The organism is Demequina sp., from assembly GCF_016278765.1.
Classification (GTDB): domain Bacteria; phylum Actinomycetota; class Actinomycetes; order Actinomycetales; family Demequinaceae; genus Demequina.
In genome coordinates, this window is record NZ_JADQBE010000019.1 from 82,519 (window position 1) to 100,670 (window position 18,152).

The 18,152-nt window shown below is 68.9% G+C and carries 15 protein-coding genes and 1 tRNA gene; 10 read left to right on the top strand and 6 right to left on the bottom strand.

What is annotated here, in order from left to right:
- The first annotated feature begins 211 nt into the window (after positions 1–211).
- The 6 genes from QZZ29_RS03990 (at position 212) to QZZ29_RS04015 (ending at position 6,309) form a co-directional block, all read left to right on the top strand.
- Positions 212–1,096: a type IV toxin-antitoxin system AbiEi family antitoxin domain-containing protein gene (locus QZZ29_RS03990; protein ID WP_291381540.1), complete on the top strand. Its 885-nt coding sequence runs from the start codon at positions 212–214 to the stop codon at positions 1,094–1,096.
- A gap of 287 nt (positions 1,097–1,383) precedes the next feature.
- Positions 1,384–2,382: a Gfo/Idh/MocA family oxidoreductase gene (locus QZZ29_RS03995; RefSeq protein ID WP_291381542.1), complete on the top strand. Its 999-nt coding sequence runs from the start codon at positions 1,384–1,386 to the stop codon at positions 2,380–2,382.
- 131 nt (positions 2,383–2,513) lie between these two features.
- The gene (tmk, locus tag QZZ29_RS04000) at positions 2,514–3,191 is read left to right on the top strand and encodes a dTMP kinase (protein ID WP_291381543.1); all 678 of its coding nucleotides are present in this window, start codon (positions 2,514–2,516) and stop codon (positions 3,189–3,191) included.
- Positions 3,192–3,244: 53 nt separating this feature from the next.
- Complete coding sequence (locus tag QZZ29_RS04005; RefSeq protein ID WP_291381604.1) at positions 3,245–4,381, top strand: DNA polymerase III subunit delta'; 1,137 nt, start codon at positions 3,245–3,247, stop codon at positions 4,379–4,381.
- A gap of 212 nt (positions 4,382–4,593) precedes the next feature.
- Positions 4,594–6,141, top strand: a complete 1,548-nt coding sequence (locus QZZ29_RS04010; RefSeq protein ID WP_291381546.1) for an alpha/beta hydrolase — start codon at positions 4,594–4,596, stop codon at positions 6,139–6,141.
- A 92-nt stretch (positions 6,142–6,233) separates the two neighbouring features.
- Positions 6,234–6,309 (top strand) — tRNA-Thr (locus QZZ29_RS04015).
- A 36-nt stretch (positions 6,310–6,345) separates the two neighbouring features.
- On the opposite strand, the gene QZZ29_RS04020 is transcribed toward QZZ29_RS04015, so the two are convergent.
- From QZZ29_RS04020 to QZZ29_RS04040, 5 genes are all read right to left on the bottom strand, one after another.
- The gene (locus QZZ29_RS04020; protein WP_291381548.1) at positions 6,346–7,098 is read right to left on the bottom strand and encodes a sulfite exporter TauE/SafE family protein; all 753 of its coding nucleotides are present in this window, start codon (positions 7,096–7,098) and stop codon (positions 6,346–6,348) included.
- Between the two features lie 206 nt (positions 7,099–7,304).
- Positions 7,305–7,535 carry a biotin/lipoyl-containing protein gene (locus QZZ29_RS04025; protein ID WP_291381550.1) on the bottom strand — a complete coding sequence of 77 codons (231 nt, stop codon included), beginning with the start codon at positions 7,533–7,535 and terminating at the stop codon, positions 7,305–7,307.
- The gene (locus QZZ29_RS04030) at positions 7,532–8,596 is read right to left on the bottom strand and encodes an alpha-ketoacid dehydrogenase subunit beta (protein WP_291381552.1); all 1,065 of its coding nucleotides are present in this window, start codon (positions 8,594–8,596) and stop codon (positions 7,532–7,534) included. The genes QZZ29_RS04025 and QZZ29_RS04030 overlap by 4 nt, the downstream gene beginning before the upstream one ends.
- Complete coding sequence (locus QZZ29_RS04035; protein WP_291381554.1) at positions 8,593–9,606, bottom strand: thiamine pyrophosphate-dependent dehydrogenase E1 component subunit alpha; 1,014 nt, start codon at positions 9,604–9,606, stop codon at positions 8,593–8,595. Before QZZ29_RS04035 ends, QZZ29_RS04030 begins: the two co-directional genes overlap by 4 nt.
- Before the next feature lie 88 nt (positions 9,607–9,694).
- Positions 9,695–10,465: an IclR family transcriptional regulator C-terminal domain-containing protein gene (locus QZZ29_RS04040; protein ID WP_291381556.1), complete on the bottom strand. Its 771-nt coding sequence runs from the start codon at positions 10,463–10,465 to the stop codon at positions 9,695–9,697.
- Between the two features lie 398 nt (positions 10,466–10,863).
- Here QZZ29_RS04040 and QZZ29_RS04045 point away from each other — a divergent pair, with 398 nt between their 5' ends.
- Together QZZ29_RS04045 and QZZ29_RS04050 are read left to right on the top strand one after the other, a co-directional pair.
- On the top strand, positions 10,864–12,636 hold the full coding sequence (locus tag QZZ29_RS04045; RefSeq protein ID WP_291381558.1) for an IlvD/Edd family dehydratase: 1,773 nt from the start codon (positions 10,864–10,866) through the stop codon (positions 12,634–12,636).
- Positions 12,637–12,684: 48 nt separating this feature from the next.
- Complete coding sequence (locus QZZ29_RS04050) at positions 12,685–13,557, top strand: aldolase/citrate lyase family protein (protein ID WP_291381560.1); 873 nt, start codon at positions 12,685–12,687, stop codon at positions 13,555–13,557.
- A 22-nt stretch (positions 13,558–13,579) separates the two neighbouring features.
- Here the strand turns inward: QZZ29_RS04050 and QZZ29_RS04055 are convergent, their stop codons facing one another.
- Entirely contained in the window at positions 13,580–14,644 is a 1,065-nt protein-coding gene (locus QZZ29_RS04055; protein WP_291381562.1) for an alcohol dehydrogenase catalytic domain-containing protein, read from the bottom strand.
- Between the two features lie 57 nt (positions 14,645–14,701).
- On the opposite strand from QZZ29_RS04055, the gene QZZ29_RS04060 reads away from it, so the two are divergent.
- Together QZZ29_RS04060 and QZZ29_RS04065 are read left to right on the top strand one after the other, a co-directional pair.
- A complete protein-coding gene (locus QZZ29_RS04060) occupies positions 14,702–15,472 on the top strand; it encodes an IclR family transcriptional regulator (protein WP_291381564.1) in 771 nt (256 codons plus the stop codon).
- Between the two features lie 383 nt (positions 15,473–15,855).
- The coding region (locus QZZ29_RS04065; RefSeq protein WP_291381566.1) for an FAD-binding and (Fe-S)-binding domain-containing protein at positions 15,856–18,152 on the top strand (2,297 nt) is incomplete at its 3' end.

An 18,152-nucleotide genomic window follows, 5' to 3' on the forward strand; every position in this document is an offset into this window, starting at 1 on the left:
GCGTCGGCCAAGGTCGCCAGCGTCGGCCAAGGTCGCCAGCGTCGGCCAAGGTCGCGAGCGTCGCGCCAGCACCGCGAATCGACACTCGCTGGGTGGTCCCCGCACAGTGCGGCCGGACAATGTCGATAGGCGGTGCTCACGCGACGCCCCCACTATCCACAGATCCCGCCCAGATCCCCCGTCAGGCCTCACGGCCGGGCACGGTGGGCCCGTGGACTTGCTACGAGCCCTTGATGAGGCCGGAGGAGCGGCGCGACGCTCCGACCTCTTGCGAGCGGGTGTGCCGGAGCGCTCGATGGCGCGCGCCGTCAAAGAAGAGCGGGTGCTCGCGGTCGGCCACGGGACCTATGCGTTGCCATGGGCCGCACGGGAAGTCGCCTTGGCGACCCTATTCAGAGCGCAGATCGGATGCGTCTCCGCGTGTGACCACTGGGGCCTGCCATTGTGGGGCAGGCACAACAGCACCCACCTGGTGGTGCCGCGCCACCGTTCCGCGTCGCGACGCGACCCGGGCGAGTTGGCTGAGGTGACCCTCCATCGCACCTCCTGGCCGTTGCCGGGCAGCGTTTGGGTTCCGGTCACGAGTGCTATAGATCAGGCCGCGTGGTGCACCACGCCGGTCGAGCAACTCGTTCTGGTCGACGCGGCGTTGCACAGCCAACTGCTCTTGCCCGGTGATGTGGCGCACTTTGGTGCTGGGACTGCGCGGCGCCGCGCATGGCTGAGGCGCATGGCTTCCAGTGCGGCGGAGTCGCCCCTGGAGACGGTGGCCCGGGCGGGGTTGGCGGCGGCCGGAATGGCCGTGCAGGAGCAAGTCGTCGTGCGTGGAGTCGGCCGGGTCGACTTTGTGGTGGAGGACGCCGTCGCGGTGGAAGTCGATGGTTGGGAGTACCACCAGGGCCGCGAGGCATTCGAGCGCGATCGGGCGCGAGACCGAGGGATGTTGGCACGCGGCAAGCCGGTCATGCGGTTCACTTCGCACGAGGTGAGGGGGGATCTAGCGGCGGTGGCGCGGCAGGTTGCCCAGATCGTGGGCAAGGAGCCGCGCAGGGATCTCGACCGGCGACTCGCATGGATGCTGGGTCATAGGAAATGACCCTGCGGGGTCAGCCAGCGTCGCGCCAGCACCGCGAATCGACATCCACCTTTCTGGCCACGCACAACTCGGTCGGTGAATGTTGATCTGCGGTGCCCACGCGACAGTCAGTCCGTGGACGGGGTCCCATGCGGTGTGCTGCGGGCGACGCGCCGCAACCCCCGTCAGGTTCGTGTCAGCGACAGCACTCAGCGGCGGGAAGGGTCGCTGTGCCGCGACCCGCGGGACTGCCTGACCCAGGGCCCGGTCGGGGACGCGGCCCACCCCGTGTCAGATATGGTGGCGGGATGAGCGCACCAGATCCCATGACAGCACCCTCGATTCGGTGGGGAATCCTCGGAGCTGGCGGGATTGCCGCCAAGTTCGCCGAAGCCGTGAAGGACTACACCTCGTCCTCGGTCGTGGCGGTCGCCTCGGCGTCCTCGCTCGAGAAGGCACAAGAGTTCGCCACGGCGCACGATGCTGGCGACGCCTACCATTCCTACGAGGAGTTGGTAGCGCGCGAGGACGTGGACGCCGTCTACGTGGCGACCACGCACAACAACCACCACGAGCCCGCGATCCTTGCGATCAAGGCGGGCAAGCACGCGTTGGTAGAGAAGTCTTTCGCGCAGAACTCCCTCCAGACCGACGCCATTCTTGCGGCTGCAGAAGAGGCCGGAGTGTTTGTCATGGAGGCCATGTGGACGCGCCACCTGCCGCACGTGTACGAACTTCGTTCCGCCATCGCGGCTGGCGAGATCGGCGAGGTCACCTGCGTGATCGCCGACCACGGCCAACAGCTGACGCACGTGCCTCGCATGGCCCGCGCGGACCTCGCGGGCGGTGCGCTGCTGGACCTGGGCGTCTACCCAATCTCCTTCGCGCACACGTTCCTGGGCGTTCCTACCTCGGTGACGTCGGTCGGTCAGCTCTCCGATGGAGGCGTGGACAACCAGGTCGCCATGATCTTCGACTACCCGAACGCGCAGGCGCTACTTCACACCTCCATGGTGTCCAAGTCCGCCAACACCGCCCAGGTCATCGGCACCAAGGGCCGCATTGAGGTGGACGGCTGGTTCTACACGCCCACCACCATTCGCGTGGTCAAGGACGATGTGACCATCCGTGAGTTTGACGGCAGCGTCGAGAACGGCTTCCAGTTTGAGGCGGCCGAGGTGGCCAGGGGCATTGCCGCTGGTCTCACCGAGAGTCCGATCATGCCGTGGAAGGCCACGCGTGAGGTGATGGCGCTGATGGATCTGGTGCGCGCACAGATTGGCGTGCGCTACCCGAACGAGCGGTAGAGCCTTCGCCGCGCACGGGCGCGACACCCCACGAGCGGTAGAGCCTTCGCCGCGCACCGGCGCGACAGCGAGTCCCCAAGCCCCCGGACCGCCGGCCACGTCGCGTCGGCGCTTGCCGGTACCGTAGGCGCATGGTTGGTGGCGGGTTCTGGATTGTCTTCGAAGGTGGCGACGGCGTGGGCAAGTCCACGCAGATTGCCTTGCTGTCCGAGTGGCTTCGCACGGCCGATGCCGGCCCCCGCACCGTGGTCACCACGCGCGAGCCCGGCGGCACCGATCTTGGCAGGGAACTGCGCCAGGCCGTGATGCACGGCGAACACGTCGAGCCTCACGCGGAGGCCCTGCTGTATGCGGCGGACCGCGGCCATCACGTCGCGACGGTAGTGCGTCCGGCGCTCGAGCGCGGCGAGGTGGTGGTCCAGGACCGTTACCTCGATTCGTCGGTGGTGTATCAGGGTGTGGCGCGCGGCCTAGGCGACATGGTCGAGCGCATCTCCCTGTGGGCGACCGAGGGGGCTCTTCCCGACCTGACGGTGGTGTTGGACATGGAGCCGCTCGCGGAGCGCATGGCCCGCGATCTGGACCGCGTCGAGCGCGAGACGGTTGCCCACGCGGCCCGCATCAGGCAGGGCTTTCTGGATCGCGCCAAGCTCGCGCCGCAGCGGTACGCCGTGGTCGATGCCTCCCGTCCCATCGCCGACGTCGCGGCCGACGTTCGTTCCCGGGTCGCCGCGGCGTTGCAGCGAGTAGGCGGAACCAGCGGCTTTGACGCTGACTCTCCCGGCGTGGAGCCGTGGGGAACCCCGTGACGGCCGCCGCATCGTCCGCGCCGTCCGCGGCGCCCCCGGAGGCAAGCGTCGCCTTGCCAGGGGTGTGGGCGGAGGTGGTGGGCCAGGACGCCCAAATCGCGCAGTTGCGCGCCGCCGTGGACCGCCCGGTCGCGATGACCCACGCGTGGCTGATCACGGGCCCACCTGGATCGGGCCGGTCCCACGCCGCGCGCGCCTTCGCGGCGGCGCTGCAGTGCAAGAACGGCGGCTGCGGCGAGTGCAAGGCGTGCAAGACCGCACTCACGGCGGCTCACGCGGACGTCACCCTGCTGGCGACCGAGAAGGTCACCATCGGCATCGACGAGGTGAGGGACCTGTCCATGCTCGCGCAGCGGGCTCCAAGCGAGGGCCGCTGGCGCGTCATCATCATCGAGGATGCGGACCGCATGACGGAGCGCACCTCGAACGTGCTGCTCAAGGCCATCGAGGAGCCGCCGCCGCGCACCGTGTGGCTGCTGTGCGCTCCGCACGCCCATGACGTCTCGGTGACCATCCGCTCCCGCAGCCGCGTGGTCGCGTTGCGCACCCCACCGGCCGACGTGGTGGCCCGGCTACTCGTGGAACGCGACGGGGTGGAGCCCGCCCTGGCGCACGAATGCGCCCTGGCCGCCCAGAGCCACATCGGCATCGCACGCAGGCTCGCGCGCGACCCGAAGGCGAGGGCCAGGCGCGACCAGGTGCTTGCGCTCGCGACCGAAGTGCGGGGAGTGGGAGACGCGGTGTTGGCCGCCGCAGACCTGGTGAAGGTCGCCGAGGACGATGCCGCCGCGGCCACCGAGGAGCGCGACGCCGCCGAGAAGGCGGAGTTGCTGGCGGTGCTGGGAGCGGAGACGGGCACCATCCCGCCGGCGCTGCGCGCGCAGGTGAGGGAGCTCGAGGAGGACCAGAAGCGCCGCGCCACGCGCCACAAGCGTGACGTGCTGGACCGGGCGATGACGGACCTCATGTCCCTGTACCGCGACGTGGCGGCCGTGCAGTTGGGCGCCGACACTGAGCTCACCAACATTGCTCACGAGGGTCGCATCAGGGAGCTGGCCGCCCGCACGGACCTGCCGGGAACGATGGCGCGCATCGACGCGCTGGGCACCGCGAAGGAGCGGCTTGCCGCGAATGTGCATCCGCTGCTCGCGATCGAGGCCATGATCCTGGCGCTGCGGCCGCGGAACTAGCCACCTCTGCACGCCGCGCCGGAAGCACGCCGCGCCGGAATCACGCCGCGCCGGAAGCACGCCGCGCCGGAATCACGCCGCGCCGGAAGCACGCCGCGCCGGAATCACGCCGCGCCGGAATCACGCCGCGCCGGAGTCACTTGAAGGCGTGCATCCACCGGACGGCGTGCACGGTGCACCCTGGCCCGGCCACGACCGCCTACCCTCGACGTATGAAACGCATCGTCCTCGTGGTGGCCGCCGCTCTCGCGCTCGCCAGCTGCTCGGTGTTCCCGTGGGCGCAGGCGCCGACGGAGCCGACGCCCCTCACCGCCAACGCGCCGGGTCCGACCCCCAGCGGGCCGCCGGCGAATCCCGAGGCTTCGGCCGTGTACCAGCAGACGGTGGACTGGATCACGTGTGGCGACCTGGAGTGCGCGAGCATCGACGTGCCGCTCGACTGGTCGGTGCCCCACGGCGAGACCGTCTCCTTGGCGCTCTCCCGGCGGCCCGCCGACAACCCGGACAAGCGAGTCGGATCGCTACTTATCAACCCGGGGGGGCCGGGCGGGTCGGGGATCGACCTGGTGAGGAACGTCGACACCTTCGCGAGCGCCAAGCTCATGGCCAGCTACGACATCGTGGGCTTCGATCCGCGCGGCGTGGGGGAGTCGTCGCCCCTTGACTGTGGTGCGGGGCAGACGCTCGACGACTACTACGTGCAGGACTTTGTGGTCGAGACGCAGGCCGACCTCGAGGCCGCGCGCGAGCGCAATCAGGCGTTTGCGCAGAACTGCCGCGCACTGTCGGGACCGCTGCTGGAGAACGTCGGCACCGTCAGCGCCGCGCGCGACATGGACGTGATCCGGGCGGTGCTGGGCGACGCGAAGCTGCACTACCTGGGCTTCTCGTACGGCACCCAGCTGGGCGCCACCTACGCCGAGCTGTACCCGCAGAACGTGGGGCGCGTGGTGCTGGACGGCGCCGTGGACGTGCTGCTCGACTCGACCGATCAGTCGCTCCAGCAGGCCGCGGGCTTCGAGGGGGCGCTCACCAGCTTCCTCACCTGGTGTGTGGCGCGCGCCGACTGTGAACTGGATTCGAATGTGGAGTCCGCGCGTAAGCAGATCGCCACCATCGCCCGCACCGCGCTTGAGCAGCCGTATCCCTCGGACGCGGGCATACCCGTCAACGGCAATCTCATGGTCTACGGCATGGTGGTCACGCTCTACGACGAGGCCAACTGGGAGTACCTGGAGCTCGCCCTGAACGAGGTCCTCACCGTGGGCACCGCGCGCATCTTCTACTCGCTCGGAAACTTCTACCTCGATCGCAACGAAGAGACGGGCGCGTGGAACGGCAACTCCGCCGTGGCCTTCACCGCGATCGCCTGCCTCGATTCCGCGGGCACCGAGGGCGACTGGACCATGGCCGATCAGCGCGACTTTGCGAGCAAGGTGAACGCGGTTTCGCCCACCTTTGGCTGGTGGTTTGCGGGAACGGGCGGCTGCGAGGGCTGGCCGTACGCGGCCGACGAGGTGGTCACCAGCCTGGACGCCGCCGCCACTTCGTCGTCCCCCATTCTGGTGGTGGGTACCACCAACGACCCGGCCACGCCGTACACATGGGCCAAGTCGCTCGCGAGTGACCTGGGGGCCCCGCTGCTGACCTACACGGGCGAGGGTCACACGGCCTACGGCCGGTCCAACCAGTGTGTGACGGACGTGGTGGACTCCTACCTGGTGGACGGTGTGGTGCCGCCAGACGGCGTGCAGTGTTGACCCCCGCGCGGGCGCCGAAGCCCCTGCGTCGGCGTGATGTTGCGCGCCGTCGGTAGGCGCTAGACTTACTGACCGCGCCATCCGTGGCGCACGCCGCCTTAGCTCAGTTGGCAGAGCGATTCACTCGTAATGAATAGGTCAAGGGTTCGATTCCCTTAGGCGGCTCCATCCGCCCGGGTGTCCGGGCGTGAGCAGGTACTTCCTCTAGAGCAGCAGCGCCGTGGCCGCGACGGCCGAGGCGAGCAGCACGGCAACGTCAAAGCGGCGCTGACTGATGCGGCGAATGATCGCGTAGCCCAGGATCCCTCCGAGCAGGATGAGCGGGGCGAGCAGCCCGGCCCGTCCGAGGTCGGCCCAGTGCATCAGCCCGAGCCCCACGGAGAAGGGCACCTTGACCAGGTTGACGATGAGGAAGAACCACGCGTTGGTGCCGATGAAGCGCCGCTTCTCGATGCCCGACGCGGACAGGTAGAGGGTCATCACCGCGCCCGCGGCGTTGGCCGTCATGGTCGCGAATCCCACGCCGGTCCCCGCGATCCAGACCGCCACCCTGTGCTCGTGCGCACTCGATGCGGGAGCCACGCTGCGCCACTTCACCAGGAGTTGGAGGAGGAGGAGGACCAGCAGGACGCCTCCGATGCTGCGGCGCAGGACGCTGTCAGACACCACCTGCAGAAAGAAAGTCCCCAGCAACAGCCCGGGGAGCACCGCCGGGAGGAGCCGCCGGATCAGGGACCAGTCCGCGTCGTGCCGGTAGTGCCACACCGCGACCAGGTCGCCCACGATGAGGAGCAGCAGGATGGCGGCCGTGGACTCCTTGGCGGGGAGAATCGTGGCGAAGATGGCGATGGAGACGACGGAGAGGCCGCCCAGGGCCGTCTTGGAGAAGCCGATGACGATTGCCGCGAACCCCATGACCAAGGCGGCGACCAGCGAACCGCCGAGCAGCTCGAGCATGGGTGGGTCCGTTCTTCAGGTGCAGACGCCAGGATACGCACCCTGGCCCGCCATGCTCGCCAGGCCGTGCACGCGGCGGCCGTCGTGCCTGCTTCGGGAGGGGCCTCTTGGCGTATGAGGTCACAAATACGGCCACAGATTTCAGGGGGTGCTGCCCGCCGTCATCCGTGCATCGGCCGAATCCCCTTGCCAACGGTCATGCAGCATCAGTTGACCTGCGCGATCACCGAGCCTTGGGGAACCTCTGCTCCCTCCTCGACGAGCAGCGATATCGTCCCGGATGTCTCGGGATATACCTCCGCATCGACCTTGTCCATGGCGACTTCGGCGATCAGGGTCTTCGGAGTGACCTCGTCACCGGAGTCGACGAACCAGGTCACCAGAACGCCGGTCGCACCCTCAGCGGTGGTCATGTGGGGAAAGCGTACGTCCGTCACCGCGCAACGGCCTCGCGCACGGCTGCCTCGATGCGCGCGGGAGTGGGAAGCACGATGCTTTCCAGCTCGCGTGCGTAAGGAATGGGCACGTCGGGGACGCATACCCGCGAGACCGATGTGAGCAGGCTCGCATCGTGCTCGGCGACGACCGCGATGACCTCGCCGGACAGCCCAAAGGACTGATAATCCTCGTCGACGACGACCAGACGCCCGGTCTTCGTGACCGAGCGCACGATCGCGTCACGATCCAGCGGTACCAGGCTGCGCAAGTCAATCACCTCGACGCTGATGCCCTCGGCTTCGAGTTTCTCCGCCACATCGAGGCTGTGGTGCACCGAGAGCGACAGAGTCACGATCGTGACATCCGTGCCCTCACGAGCGACCCGCGCCTTCCCGATGGGGACGATGTACTCCTCTTCGGGAACGGCGCCGATCGCGCGATTGTTCTTGGCCATCCACCCGAGACCCATGATGCCCTTGTGGAACATGAAGACCACCGGATCGTCACTGTCGATAGCGGCGGCCATCAGGCCCTTCGCGTCGTAGGGGTTGGACGGCACCACCACCTTCATCCCCGGCAGGTGTGCGAACGTGCCCCAAAGACACTGCGAGTGTTGTGCGCCGTCGGAATACCCGCCGCCGGTCGCGGTCATCAGCACCATAGGGACCTTGACGTTTCCGCCCGACTCGAAGTGAATCTTGGCCATGTGGTTGTAAATCTGGTCCATGCAGACACCGAAGAAGTCGGCAAACATGAGCTCAACCACCGGGCGCATGCCCTCGACGGCGGCGCCGATGCCCAGCCCGATGAAGGCCGTTTCTGAGATGGGCGTGTCAATCACGCGTTCCGGACCGAATCGATCTATCAGTCCGGTGGTCGAGGAGAAGATGCCGCCGTAGGGGCCGACGTCTTCGCCCATCACGAAGACGGACTCGTCGCGTGTCATTCGCTGGCTGATCGCCTCCTGCATTGCCTTGGCGGTCGACAGTTTGCGTCGACCGGGCTCTGGTTCTACTGCCAGCGTGGTCGACTGCTTGGTACCTGTGGGCGCCGTAGTCATGAGTTGACTCCTTCGGAGAAGACGTAGTTGAGGTGTTCACTCGGGTTCGGAGCCGGTGAGGCCTTGGCGAATTGAATGGCGTCTTCAACCTGCTCGACCGCACGGTCCTGCATCGTCTGGAACTGCTCGGCGCTGAGCCCGCCGGCTTGAAGAAGCTCATCCCGGTAACGGGGGATGGGGTCGTGATCGGGAACGCTCTTGAGTTCTGGCCGGTACCCCTCTGCGTCACCCTCGAAATGGCCCCAGAGCCGAAGAGTGTGCACCTCGATCAGTGAGGGGCCGCCGCCGGCACGGGCACGGGCCACCGCCTCGCCGCCGGCGGCATAGACGGCCTCAACCGAGTTGTCTTCGACGCGCACTCCCGGCATGCCGTACGCCGCCGCACGAACGGCATTGGAGGTGACGGACGTTGATCCGGCGCGGGGAACCGAGATGCCCCAGTCGTTGTCTTCGACCACGAAGATCACCGGCAATTTCCATAGGGCGGCAAGATTGAGCGATTCGTGGAAGGCCCCCTGGTTGGCTGCTCCTTCACCCGTGACGGCCACGACCACTCGGTTGTTGCCCTGGCGTTTGAATGCGAACGCCTGACCCAGCGCCGGTGGCAGCCCCTCGGCAATGATTCCGGAACAGGAAAAGTGGTTGCTCGGGTCGAAAAGGTGCATGTGTCCGCCGCGGCCGTGGCCAAACCCATCTTCACGGCCGAAGATCTCGGCCGTCATGGGGCGCAATGCGACACCCTTCGCGATGGCCACGTGGTGCGGACGGTGAGTGGCCGTCAGCGCGTCGTCCGCTGTCAAATGGGCACAGATGCCCGCGGCCACGGGCTCCTGGCCAGCCGAGAGGTGCATCTCGCCCGGCACTAGTCCTGCCCCAATGTCGAAGGCGGGCATCTTGTCGGCGTAGTACTCGCGCCGAATCGCCTCTTCGTAAGTTCTGATCAACACCATGGTGTTCAACAGGCTCCGCCGACTCTCCTCGGTGAGCTCCGGTGTGGTGGATAGCGTCATTGCTTCTCCTCAAACGGGAACGACGACAGTGTCGCACTCCGTTCTTTGACGCTATCGCGATGAAATCGGCGGCGGCAGAGGCAACATTTCAGATGGTGAACTGCCCGAACCTGTCCGCGCCCAGTTGCAGCGAGAGCCGGGCAGCATACGTCTGGAGCGTGCGTATCGTCTTGTCTAGGTTGATGTCGGGCCTGCCGTTCGGCCGAGAAATCGCCAGGGAACCGACGAGACCGGGCGCGCGGAGCCCCACTGCAACGCAGGTGTAGCCAATGGCATATTCCTGCCGATCCACGGATGCTCCCCCAGCGCACTTCAATTGACGCAAGAGGGTACGTCGATCGCTGATGGTGTGCGGGGTGAGCCCCTCGGGTGGATGCCTGGAGAGATAGTCCAAACGTTGCTCTGGGTGAAGCTCGGCCAGAATTTGCTTGCCGAGTGCCGTTGCGTGTGCGCTGTCCGTGATCCCGACCCAGAGATCCACGCGCGGGGATGCCGCGGCGTCGACGATATCGAGTATCCGCACCTCGCCATCATCGAAACGCGACAGGTACGCGGTCGCGCCGAGTTCGTCGGTCACGTCGCGGAGGGTCTGACGACCCCTGGCCAGCAACACAGCTTCGTCGTCACCGTGGCGCAGGCCAGGGAACCTCACGCCGAGAACGAGCCCATCGGGCTCGCTGGCGAGGTATCCCTCGTGCACGAGCGTGCGCGTGATGTTGTAAGCAGTTCCGAGACTCAGTGCAGCTAACTGGGCGATCACCTTGACCGGCAACGGTCTGTGTGCGTTGGCCACGATGTCGACGATGTTCAACGCGCGCTGAACCGACGAAATGAGGGTTTGGCTGGTCTCTGCGGTCATCGTTGACTCCCTCACACAGGATACCGCCCGGCAGGAATTCTGCTGCCTTCGCGAGACGCTGCCGGAAGTGGGGACTCACGATGATCTTGTGGCCGGGCGCTGTCGCTCGGTCACGACACGTGAAACCCTTGTGGGGGAGCCTTCACAAGGGAGTCACCGGTGCGGCCAGGAACGAGAGGGAGCCGACGCAGCTTCGACCACTGAACCTGTCCGGGTCATGCCAGCGAAGGCAGTCGACTGGCCAACTCGGTGAGCGGGTCCACGGTGGCGACCGACTCACGTGCCGGCGTGCGGTCGAGCAAAGAACGCGAGTGACGAGGCCCCGGAGGCTTGTGGCCCCCGTCCGTTGCCGCGGTCAGGGTCGACCCTCGACGGGGCATCGGGGTGGTCGCGGGTCTATGCTGAAGGCATCTTTTCTCTATTCAGCAAGCAATTCCGATAAACAGAAAGACGAGCGCATGCCTCTGCGGAGCGACGACTGGTACCAGGGCGAGACTCGCAACGCGTATATCCACCGCGGGTGGATGAGGCGCGGCGCTCCCGACAGCGCCTTCGAGGGGCGCCCCCAGATCGCGATCGCCAACACCGCGTCGGACCTCACCCCGTGCAACGTGCACCTGCACGAGGTGGCGAAGTCCGTCCGCGACGGCATCTACGAGGCGGGCGGCATCCCACTGGAACTGCCGGTGGTGTCGCTGGGCGAGACCCAGGTGCGCCCCACCGCGATGCTGTGGCGCAACATGGCCGCGATGGCGACCGAGGAGATGCTGCGCGCCAACCCCATCGACGGCGTCGTGCTCCTGGGCGGCTGTGACAAGACCATTCCCTCCCTCCTGATGGCGGCGTCGTCCGTCGACCTCCCCGCCGTGGTGATTCCCGGCGGGCCGATGCTCACCGGCACCTTCCGCGGCCGCCCCATGGGCTGCGGCACCGAGGTGTGGCGCCTGTCCGAGGAGGTGCGCGCGGGCACCATCACCCATCAGGAGTTCACGGACAGCGAGAAGTCGACCGTCCGCTCCAAGGGCCACTGCAACACGATGGGCACGGCGTCGACGATGGGCCTGCTCGCGGAGGCGCTCGGGATGGTCCTGCCAGGGACGGCCGGCATTCCTGCGCCCGACTCTCGCCTGCTGCAGCAGTCGCACGCCGCAGGGCGCCTGGCCGTGGAGATGGTGCGGGCGGACCGTCGGCCCAGCCAGATCCTCACGCGCGGGGCCTTTCACAACGCGATCATCGCGCTCGCGGCCATCGGCGGCTCCACCAATGCGGTGGTGCACCTCCTGGCCATCGCGGGCCGGGTCGGGGTGGACCTGACGCTCGAGGACTTCGACCGGATCGGCTCGCACGTGCCGCTGCTGGTGGACCTGCAGCCCGCGGGCCGGTTCCTCATGGATGACCTCTACCGCGCGGGCGGCCTCGCGGCGGTGCTGAACGAGGTGAAGGACCTGCTCGACCCTGCCGCGCTGACGGTCTCCGGCCGCCCCCTGGTCGACCACCTGGACGGAGCCGAGGTGTGGGACCGCGAGGTGATCCGCACGCGCGAGGAGCCGCTCATCGCCGAGGCCGGCCTGGCCATCCTGAGGGGCAACCTGGCCCCGGACGGCGCCGTGATCAAGCCCGCCGCGGCCTCCCCGCACCTGCTGCAGCACCGCGGCCGCGCCGTCGTGTTCGACAGCATCGAGGACTTCCACGCCCGCGTCGACGATCCGGACCTGGACGTCGATGCGGACTCCGTGATGGTGCTGCGCGGTTGCGGGCCCAAGGGGTACCCGGGCATGCCCGAGGTCTCGAACATGCCCATTCCGGCCAAGTTGCTCGCCCAGGGCGTGCGCGACGTGGTGCGCGTGTGTGACGGCCGCATGAGCGGCACCGCCTACGGCACCGTGGTGCTCCATGTTGCCCCAGAGGCCGCAGCGGGCGGGCCGCTGTCCCTGGTGCAGAGCGGGGACTGGATCGAGCTGGACGTCGCCGGGCGCCGACTCACGCTCGACGTGCCCGACGACGTCCTCGCGGCACGCACCGCGAGCGCGGCCACGACGGACGCCTACGCGGCACCCACGCGCGGCTGGGAACGGCTGTATGTCGACCATGTGATGCAGGCCGACACGGGGGCCGACCTCGACTTCCTCGTTGGCTCCAGCGGCGCGCGTGTGACGCGGGAATCGCACTAGTCGCGAGGTGTTGCGCACGTGTCGACGGACGGCCTACAAGGAGGAACGATGCAACCCCAACACGGCACCATCGCCAGCGCGGCGGCCCGCCTGCGCTCCGCCATGTCGGCCGGCCGCGCCTACGGCATGTGGAGCTCCATCCCCGACACGTCGGTGGCCGAGCTCGTGGCGGGCTTGCCCTACGACTACGTGGTGGTCGACCTCCAACATGGAGTGGCCACGTTCACGGAGCTTCCCGTGATCGCGCAGGCGATGCGAGCGGCGGGCAACGCCCCGCTGGTGCGCGTCCCCTGGAAGGACCCGGCGCAGATCATGCGGGCGCTCGACTCGGGCGCGTGCGGGGTGGTGGTGCCGATGGTCTCGTCCGCGGACGAGGCGGAGGCCGCGGTCAGCGCCTGCCGGTTCCCGCCCGTCGGCGTGCGCAGCTGGGGTCCCATGTGGAGCACCGTGCGCTCCGACGGCGCGCTGCCCCCGGCCGAGCAGGACGCGGGGGCGTTGTGCATCGTCATGATCGAGACTGCGGAGGCGATCGCGGTCCTGGACGCGATCCTGGCGACGGAGGGCCTCGACGGCATCTACATCGGCCCCAATGACCTGGCCCTCGCGTGTGGGTTTGGCCGCGGCACGTACCGCGATGACCCCGAGGTGGCCGCGCTGATTCAGCAGATCGTCGATGCGTGTCGGGCCGCGGGTGTGCCTGCGGGACTGCATTGCTCGGACCCCGAGATGGGTCGCGACTGGATCGCGCGCGGCGCCTCCATGGTCACGATTGCTCAGGACACCGGCCTGATCGCCGACGGCGCGCGGGAGGCGCTGCGCCAGGCGCGGGGGGTCACCGACGCCGACGCCTACGCCGCCGCCGAAGCCGACGCTGGCGCCGCCGCCTACGCCGCCGGGAAGCCGGGGTCGCCTCGGCCGTAGTGAACCTGCCTGACCCGCGACACTACCGGCGGGGGTCGATGTGGAACTTGGGCCCGGCGCCGGCGTCGGCCGGGCGTTCACCCGCAAGAATCGCGGCGGTCGCGTCAAGGCCCACGGTCGCGGCCACGAGCGGCCGCGGGTCTACCGCGCCGGACGCGTAGAGGCCGACGGTCTCCTCGAGCCCGCCCGACGCGGACAGCACCCCCACCGCCGTCACGTCTTTGAGGGCCAGGTCGCGGGAGTCGATGAGGCTGGGCTCGCCCGAGATCCCGATCAGCACCACGCGGCCGCCGGGGTCCACGAGGTTCACGGCGAGCGTGGGGGAGTCCTTGCTGTTGGACGCGTCGACGACGGCGCGGAAGGCGTGGCCGCGGTCGAGTCCGTCCAGGGTGGTGGTGCGCGCGAAGCCGAGGCCGCGCGCGAAGTCCAACGAGCGTGGGGACCGGCCGACGATATGCACCTCGGCGCCCCGCGCCTGGGCGATCTGGGCGACGAGCAGTCCGATGGCGCCGGCGCCGATCACCAGCATGCAGTCGCCGGGCAGCAGGCTCGCGCCGCGCACTGCGCGCAGGGCGTTCCCGCCGGGCTCCACGAGCGCTCCGAGGACCGAGTCGACCTCGTCCGGCAGTGCGACAAGCGCGGAGGTGGGCACGGTGAGGCGTTCGGCGAGTGCACCGGGCCATCCGTGGCGGACGCCGATCTCGTGCCGCTCCTCGCACAGGTGCTGGCGCCCGGCCAGGCAACGCGAGCATCGGCGGCATCCGAGCATGGTGTCGCCCGTGACGCGGCGCCCGATCCAGGAGGCGTCGGGCTCGGCGCCCGCCTCGACTACGTGGCCGCACCATTCGTGGCCGATGCGCACGGGAAAGGCCGCGTCGCCCGAGTGCAGGTAGGCCATGTCACCCGCGTAGAACTCCATGTCAGTGCCGCAGACGCCAACCCGGTCCACCTCGACGATCACCTGGCCCGGCTCTGCGACGGGCTCGGGGACGTCGGCGACGGCGCCGACGCCCGGTCCGGTGATGACGAAGGCGCGCATGCGGGTCCTTCCCATCGAGCCTGAGGGCAACGTCACCAGTGTAATCATGTTCAGATAAAGCGAAGTCAATTCCGATAAACGGAACAAGATGGTAGGGTCCGGTGCATGGCGAACCCCGAAGACACCGCAGGGGCGGCCGACGCGCGGCTGGTGGGATCCGACCGCGTCCTCGCGCTGCTCATCGAGTTGGCGCGGCGACCGGAGGGCGCGAGCCTGGACGACCTTGCCGTGGCCCTCAACAGCGCCAAGTCGACCGTGCATCGGGCGCTCGGTTCGCTGACCAGGTCGGGTCTGGCCACGCGGGAATCGCTTGGGCGTTACGCCGTGGGCGACGAGTTTCTGAGGCTCGCGTTTGAGTATCAGGAGTCGCGTCCGGAGGCGGCGCGGGTGATGCCTGCACTGCGCCAGCTTGCGGAGCGCTTTGGGGAGATCGCGCACTACGCGGTGCTCGAGGGGGGCGACGTGGTGTACCGCGCCAAGGTCGATCCCGCGGCGGGCTCGATACGGCTGACGTCGTACATCGGCGGCCGCAACCCCGCGCGCGCGACCGCCATGGGAAAGGCGATTCTTGCTCACCACCTTTCCACGACGGCCGAGGCGGTGCAGTGGGCGGCCGACCATCCCGTGGAGCAGCGCACGCCGCACACGCTGACGTCCGATGCCGAGTGGGCGGCGGACCTCGCCCGCGTGCGGGAGCGGGGGTTCGCGGTGGACGACCAGGAGAACGAGCCGGGGATCAACTGCATCGCGGTGCGCGTGGTGACGCCGAGCGGCGAGGGGGCGGTGAGCGTCTCCGCGCTCGCCTACCGCACCCCGCTGTCCACGCTGATCGATTGTGTGGATGAGGTGCGCGCGGTCGCCGCGTCGATCATCTAGGCGCGGCGCGGCGGGGCGCAATAGCGAGGTCGACCCAGGTTTCCGGTGAGCGCGCCAACCTCATCTCTTGGAGTGCCAGTGCGCGGCCCCGACCTGACCGACCCCGGCGACGCGGCCACTGAGGGGTGGCGCATTCGTCGCTTACCGGCGCTCACCGTCGCCCGCCGGCGCTTACCGGCGCTTACCGGCGCTCACCGTCGCGTGAGCACCGCGAATCGACATTCGGCGGCTGCGGCACACGGGGATCCGGGAATGAAACACGATTGGCGGTGCTGGCGCGACGGCCGGTGAGCCCGACTGGCCCACGGGCCCCAGTCGAGTAGGGCGTCGCAACCGGGACGAGAGTCGGCGGCATCGAAGCGCTCGCGTGCAAGAATCACCCCGTGACCACAACGGCGCCGCGCTCATCCTCCACCACGTCCACCACCTCCACCGCCGACCTGGCCGCCGCCCTGCGCGCGGCCGTCGCGGGCGAGGTGGACACCTCGGCTCGCCGCCGCGCGGAGTACAGCACGGATGCCTCCAACTACCGCGTGGTGCCGCTCGTGGTGGTGTACCCGCGCGACGCCGACGACGTGCTCGCAGTTCACGCCATCTCTCGCCAGACCGGCACCCCCCTCACGATGCGGGGCGGCGGCACCTCCGTTGCGGGCAACGCGATTGGCCCGGGCATCGTGCTCGACACGTCGCGGCACATGAACCAGATCCTCAAGATCGACGTCGAGGCCAAGACCGCCCGGGTCCAGCCCGGCGTGGTGCTGTCGGTGCTGCAGGAGCGGCTCGCCCCGCACGGCCTGCGCTTTGGGCCCGACCCCTCCACGTCCAACCGGGCGACCTTTGGCGGCCTGATCGGCAACAACGCGTGCGGCCCCCACGCCGTGGCGTTCGGCAAGACCTCCGACAACGTGGTCTCGCTAGAGGTGGTGGACGGCGCCGGCCGACGCTTCACCGCGGGCCCGGGTGGCGCGGCCGCCGTGCCCGGGCTCGACGAGCTCGTGGCCGCCAACCTCAGCCTCATCCGCACCGAGTTCGGGCGCTTCGGCCGCCAGGTGTCGGGCTACAGCTTGGAGCACCTGCTGCCGGAGAACGGCGCCCACCTGGCGCGCTTCCTGGCCGGTTCCGAGGGGACGCTCGCGACCATCCTCGAGGCCACGGTCCAACTGGTGGACGTGCCCAAGGCAAGCCTCATGGGCGTGTTCGCCTACACCGACATGGCGTCGGCGGCCGATGCCGTGGTCCCGATGCTCGCCCACAAGCCCCAGGCGGTCGAGGGCTTGGACGCGCGGCTGGTGGAGCGCGTCGCGGGGGCCAAGGGCAATCAGGGCGTGCCGGACCTTCCCGACGGCGCGGGCTGGCTGTTCGTGGAGATGGGTGCCGACACCGCCGACGAGGTCGAGGCGGCCATGGCCGCGCTCGCGGCCGATTCCGGCACGGGGACGTATCGCATCGTCCGGGACCCGGTGGAGGCGGCGCGGCTGTGGGCGATCCGTGCGGACGGCGCCGGGCTCTCCGGCCGCAGTTCCGACGGTGCGGAGTGCTGGCCCGGCTGGGAGGACGCGGCCGTGCCGCCCGCGAACCTGGGCGCGTACCTGCGGGAGTTCGACCAGGTGATGGAGCGCCACGGCGTCACCGGCCAGCCGTTCGGTCACTTTGGGGACGGCTGCATTCACGTGCGGCTCGACATTCCCCTGCAGCACGATCCGTCGCAACCGGACGGCGCCGTGCTGCGCGCCTTCATGCACGATGCCGCCGAGCTTGTGACGCGCCACGGCGGGTCGCTCAGCGGCGAGCACGGCGACGGCCGCGCCCGATCCGAGCTACTTCCCGCGATGTACAGCCCCGAGGCGATCGCGCTGTTCGGCCAGGTCAAGGCCCTGTTTGACCCGGATGGCCTGCTCAACCCCGGCGTCATGGTGGATCCGGCGCCGCTGGATCGGGATCTGCGCCGCCCCGCCGCGCCGCGCACCCCGGGCATCGGCCACGCCTTCACCCACGATCACGGCGACCTCACCGAGGCGGTGCACCGCTGCACGGGCGTGGGCAAATGCCGCGCCGATGCGATTGGCGAGGGCTCGGGATTCATGTGCCCGAGCTATGCGGCCACGGGGGACGAGAAGGACGTGACGCGTGGGCGCGCTCGCGTACTGCAGGACGCGATCAACGGCACGCTGATTGGCGGGCTGACGGCACCCGAGGTGCGCGAGAGCCTCGACCTGTGCCTCAGCTGTAAGGCGTGCAGCGCCGACTGTCCGTCGGGCGTGGACATGGCCGCGTACAAGTCCGAGGTGCTGGACCGCACGTACAAGGGCAAGTTCCGGCCGATGGCGCACTACTCGATCGGGTGGCTGCCGCGGTGGATGAAGGTCATCGGCCGGGTACCGCGGCTGGTCAACGGCGTGATGGGCGTGAACTGGCTGCGGCGGTTGGTTCTGCCGATCGTGGGGTTGGATAGGCGCCGCTCGTTGCCTCGGTTCGCTTCGAAGCCGTTCCATCGCTCTGAGTTTGCGAAGGCGCGCACGTCCGCCGGCCCCGGCCCCGGCCACGCCACCGCCGCTCCTGGCAACACGGCCCTTGGGAACACCGCCCCTGGCAACACCGCCCCTGGCCACGACATCCGCGGCAACACGGCCCCTGGGAACACGGCCCCTGGGAACACGGCCCCTGGGAACACGGCCCCTGG

Coding starts and splice junctions, on each gene's coding strand:
- QZZ29_RS03995 (WP_291381542.1), top strand. CDS start 1,384: ATGAGCGCACCAGATCCCATGACAGCACCCTCGATTCGGTGGGGAATC.
- tmk (WP_291381543.1), top strand. CDS start 2,514: ATGGTTGGTGGCGGGTTCTGGATTGTCTTCGAAGGTGGCGACGGCGTG.
- QZZ29_RS04010 (WP_291381546.1), top strand. CDS start 4,594: ATGAAACGCATCGTCCTCGTGGTGGCCGCCGCTCTCGCGCTCGCCAGC.
- QZZ29_RS04020 (WP_291381548.1), bottom strand. CDS start 7,098: ATGCTCGAGCTGCTCGGCGGTTCGCTGGTCGCCGCCTTGGTCATGGGG.
- QZZ29_RS04030 (WP_291381552.1), bottom strand. CDS start 8,596: ATGACTACGGCGCCCACAGGTACCAAGCAGTCGACCACGCTGGCAGTA.
- QZZ29_RS04035 (WP_291381554.1), bottom strand. CDS start 9,606: ATGACGCTATCCACCACACCGGAGCTCACCGAGGAGAGTCGGCGGAGC.
- QZZ29_RS04040 (WP_291381556.1), bottom strand. CDS start 10,465: ATGACCGCAGAGACCAGCCAAACCCTCATTTCGTCGGTTCAGCGCGCG.
- QZZ29_RS04045 (WP_291381558.1), top strand. CDS start 10,864: ATGCTGAAGGCATCTTTTCTCTATTCAGCAAGCAATTCCGATAAACAG.
- QZZ29_RS04050 (WP_291381560.1), top strand. CDS start 12,685: ATGCAACCCCAACACGGCACCATCGCCAGCGCGGCGGCCCGCCTGCGC.
- QZZ29_RS04055 (WP_291381562.1), bottom strand. CDS start 14,644: ATGATTACACTGGTGACGTTGCCCTCAGGCTCGATGGGAAGGACCCGC.
- QZZ29_RS04060 (WP_291381564.1), top strand. CDS start 14,702: ATGGCGAACCCCGAAGACACCGCAGGGGCGGCCGACGCGCGGCTGGTG.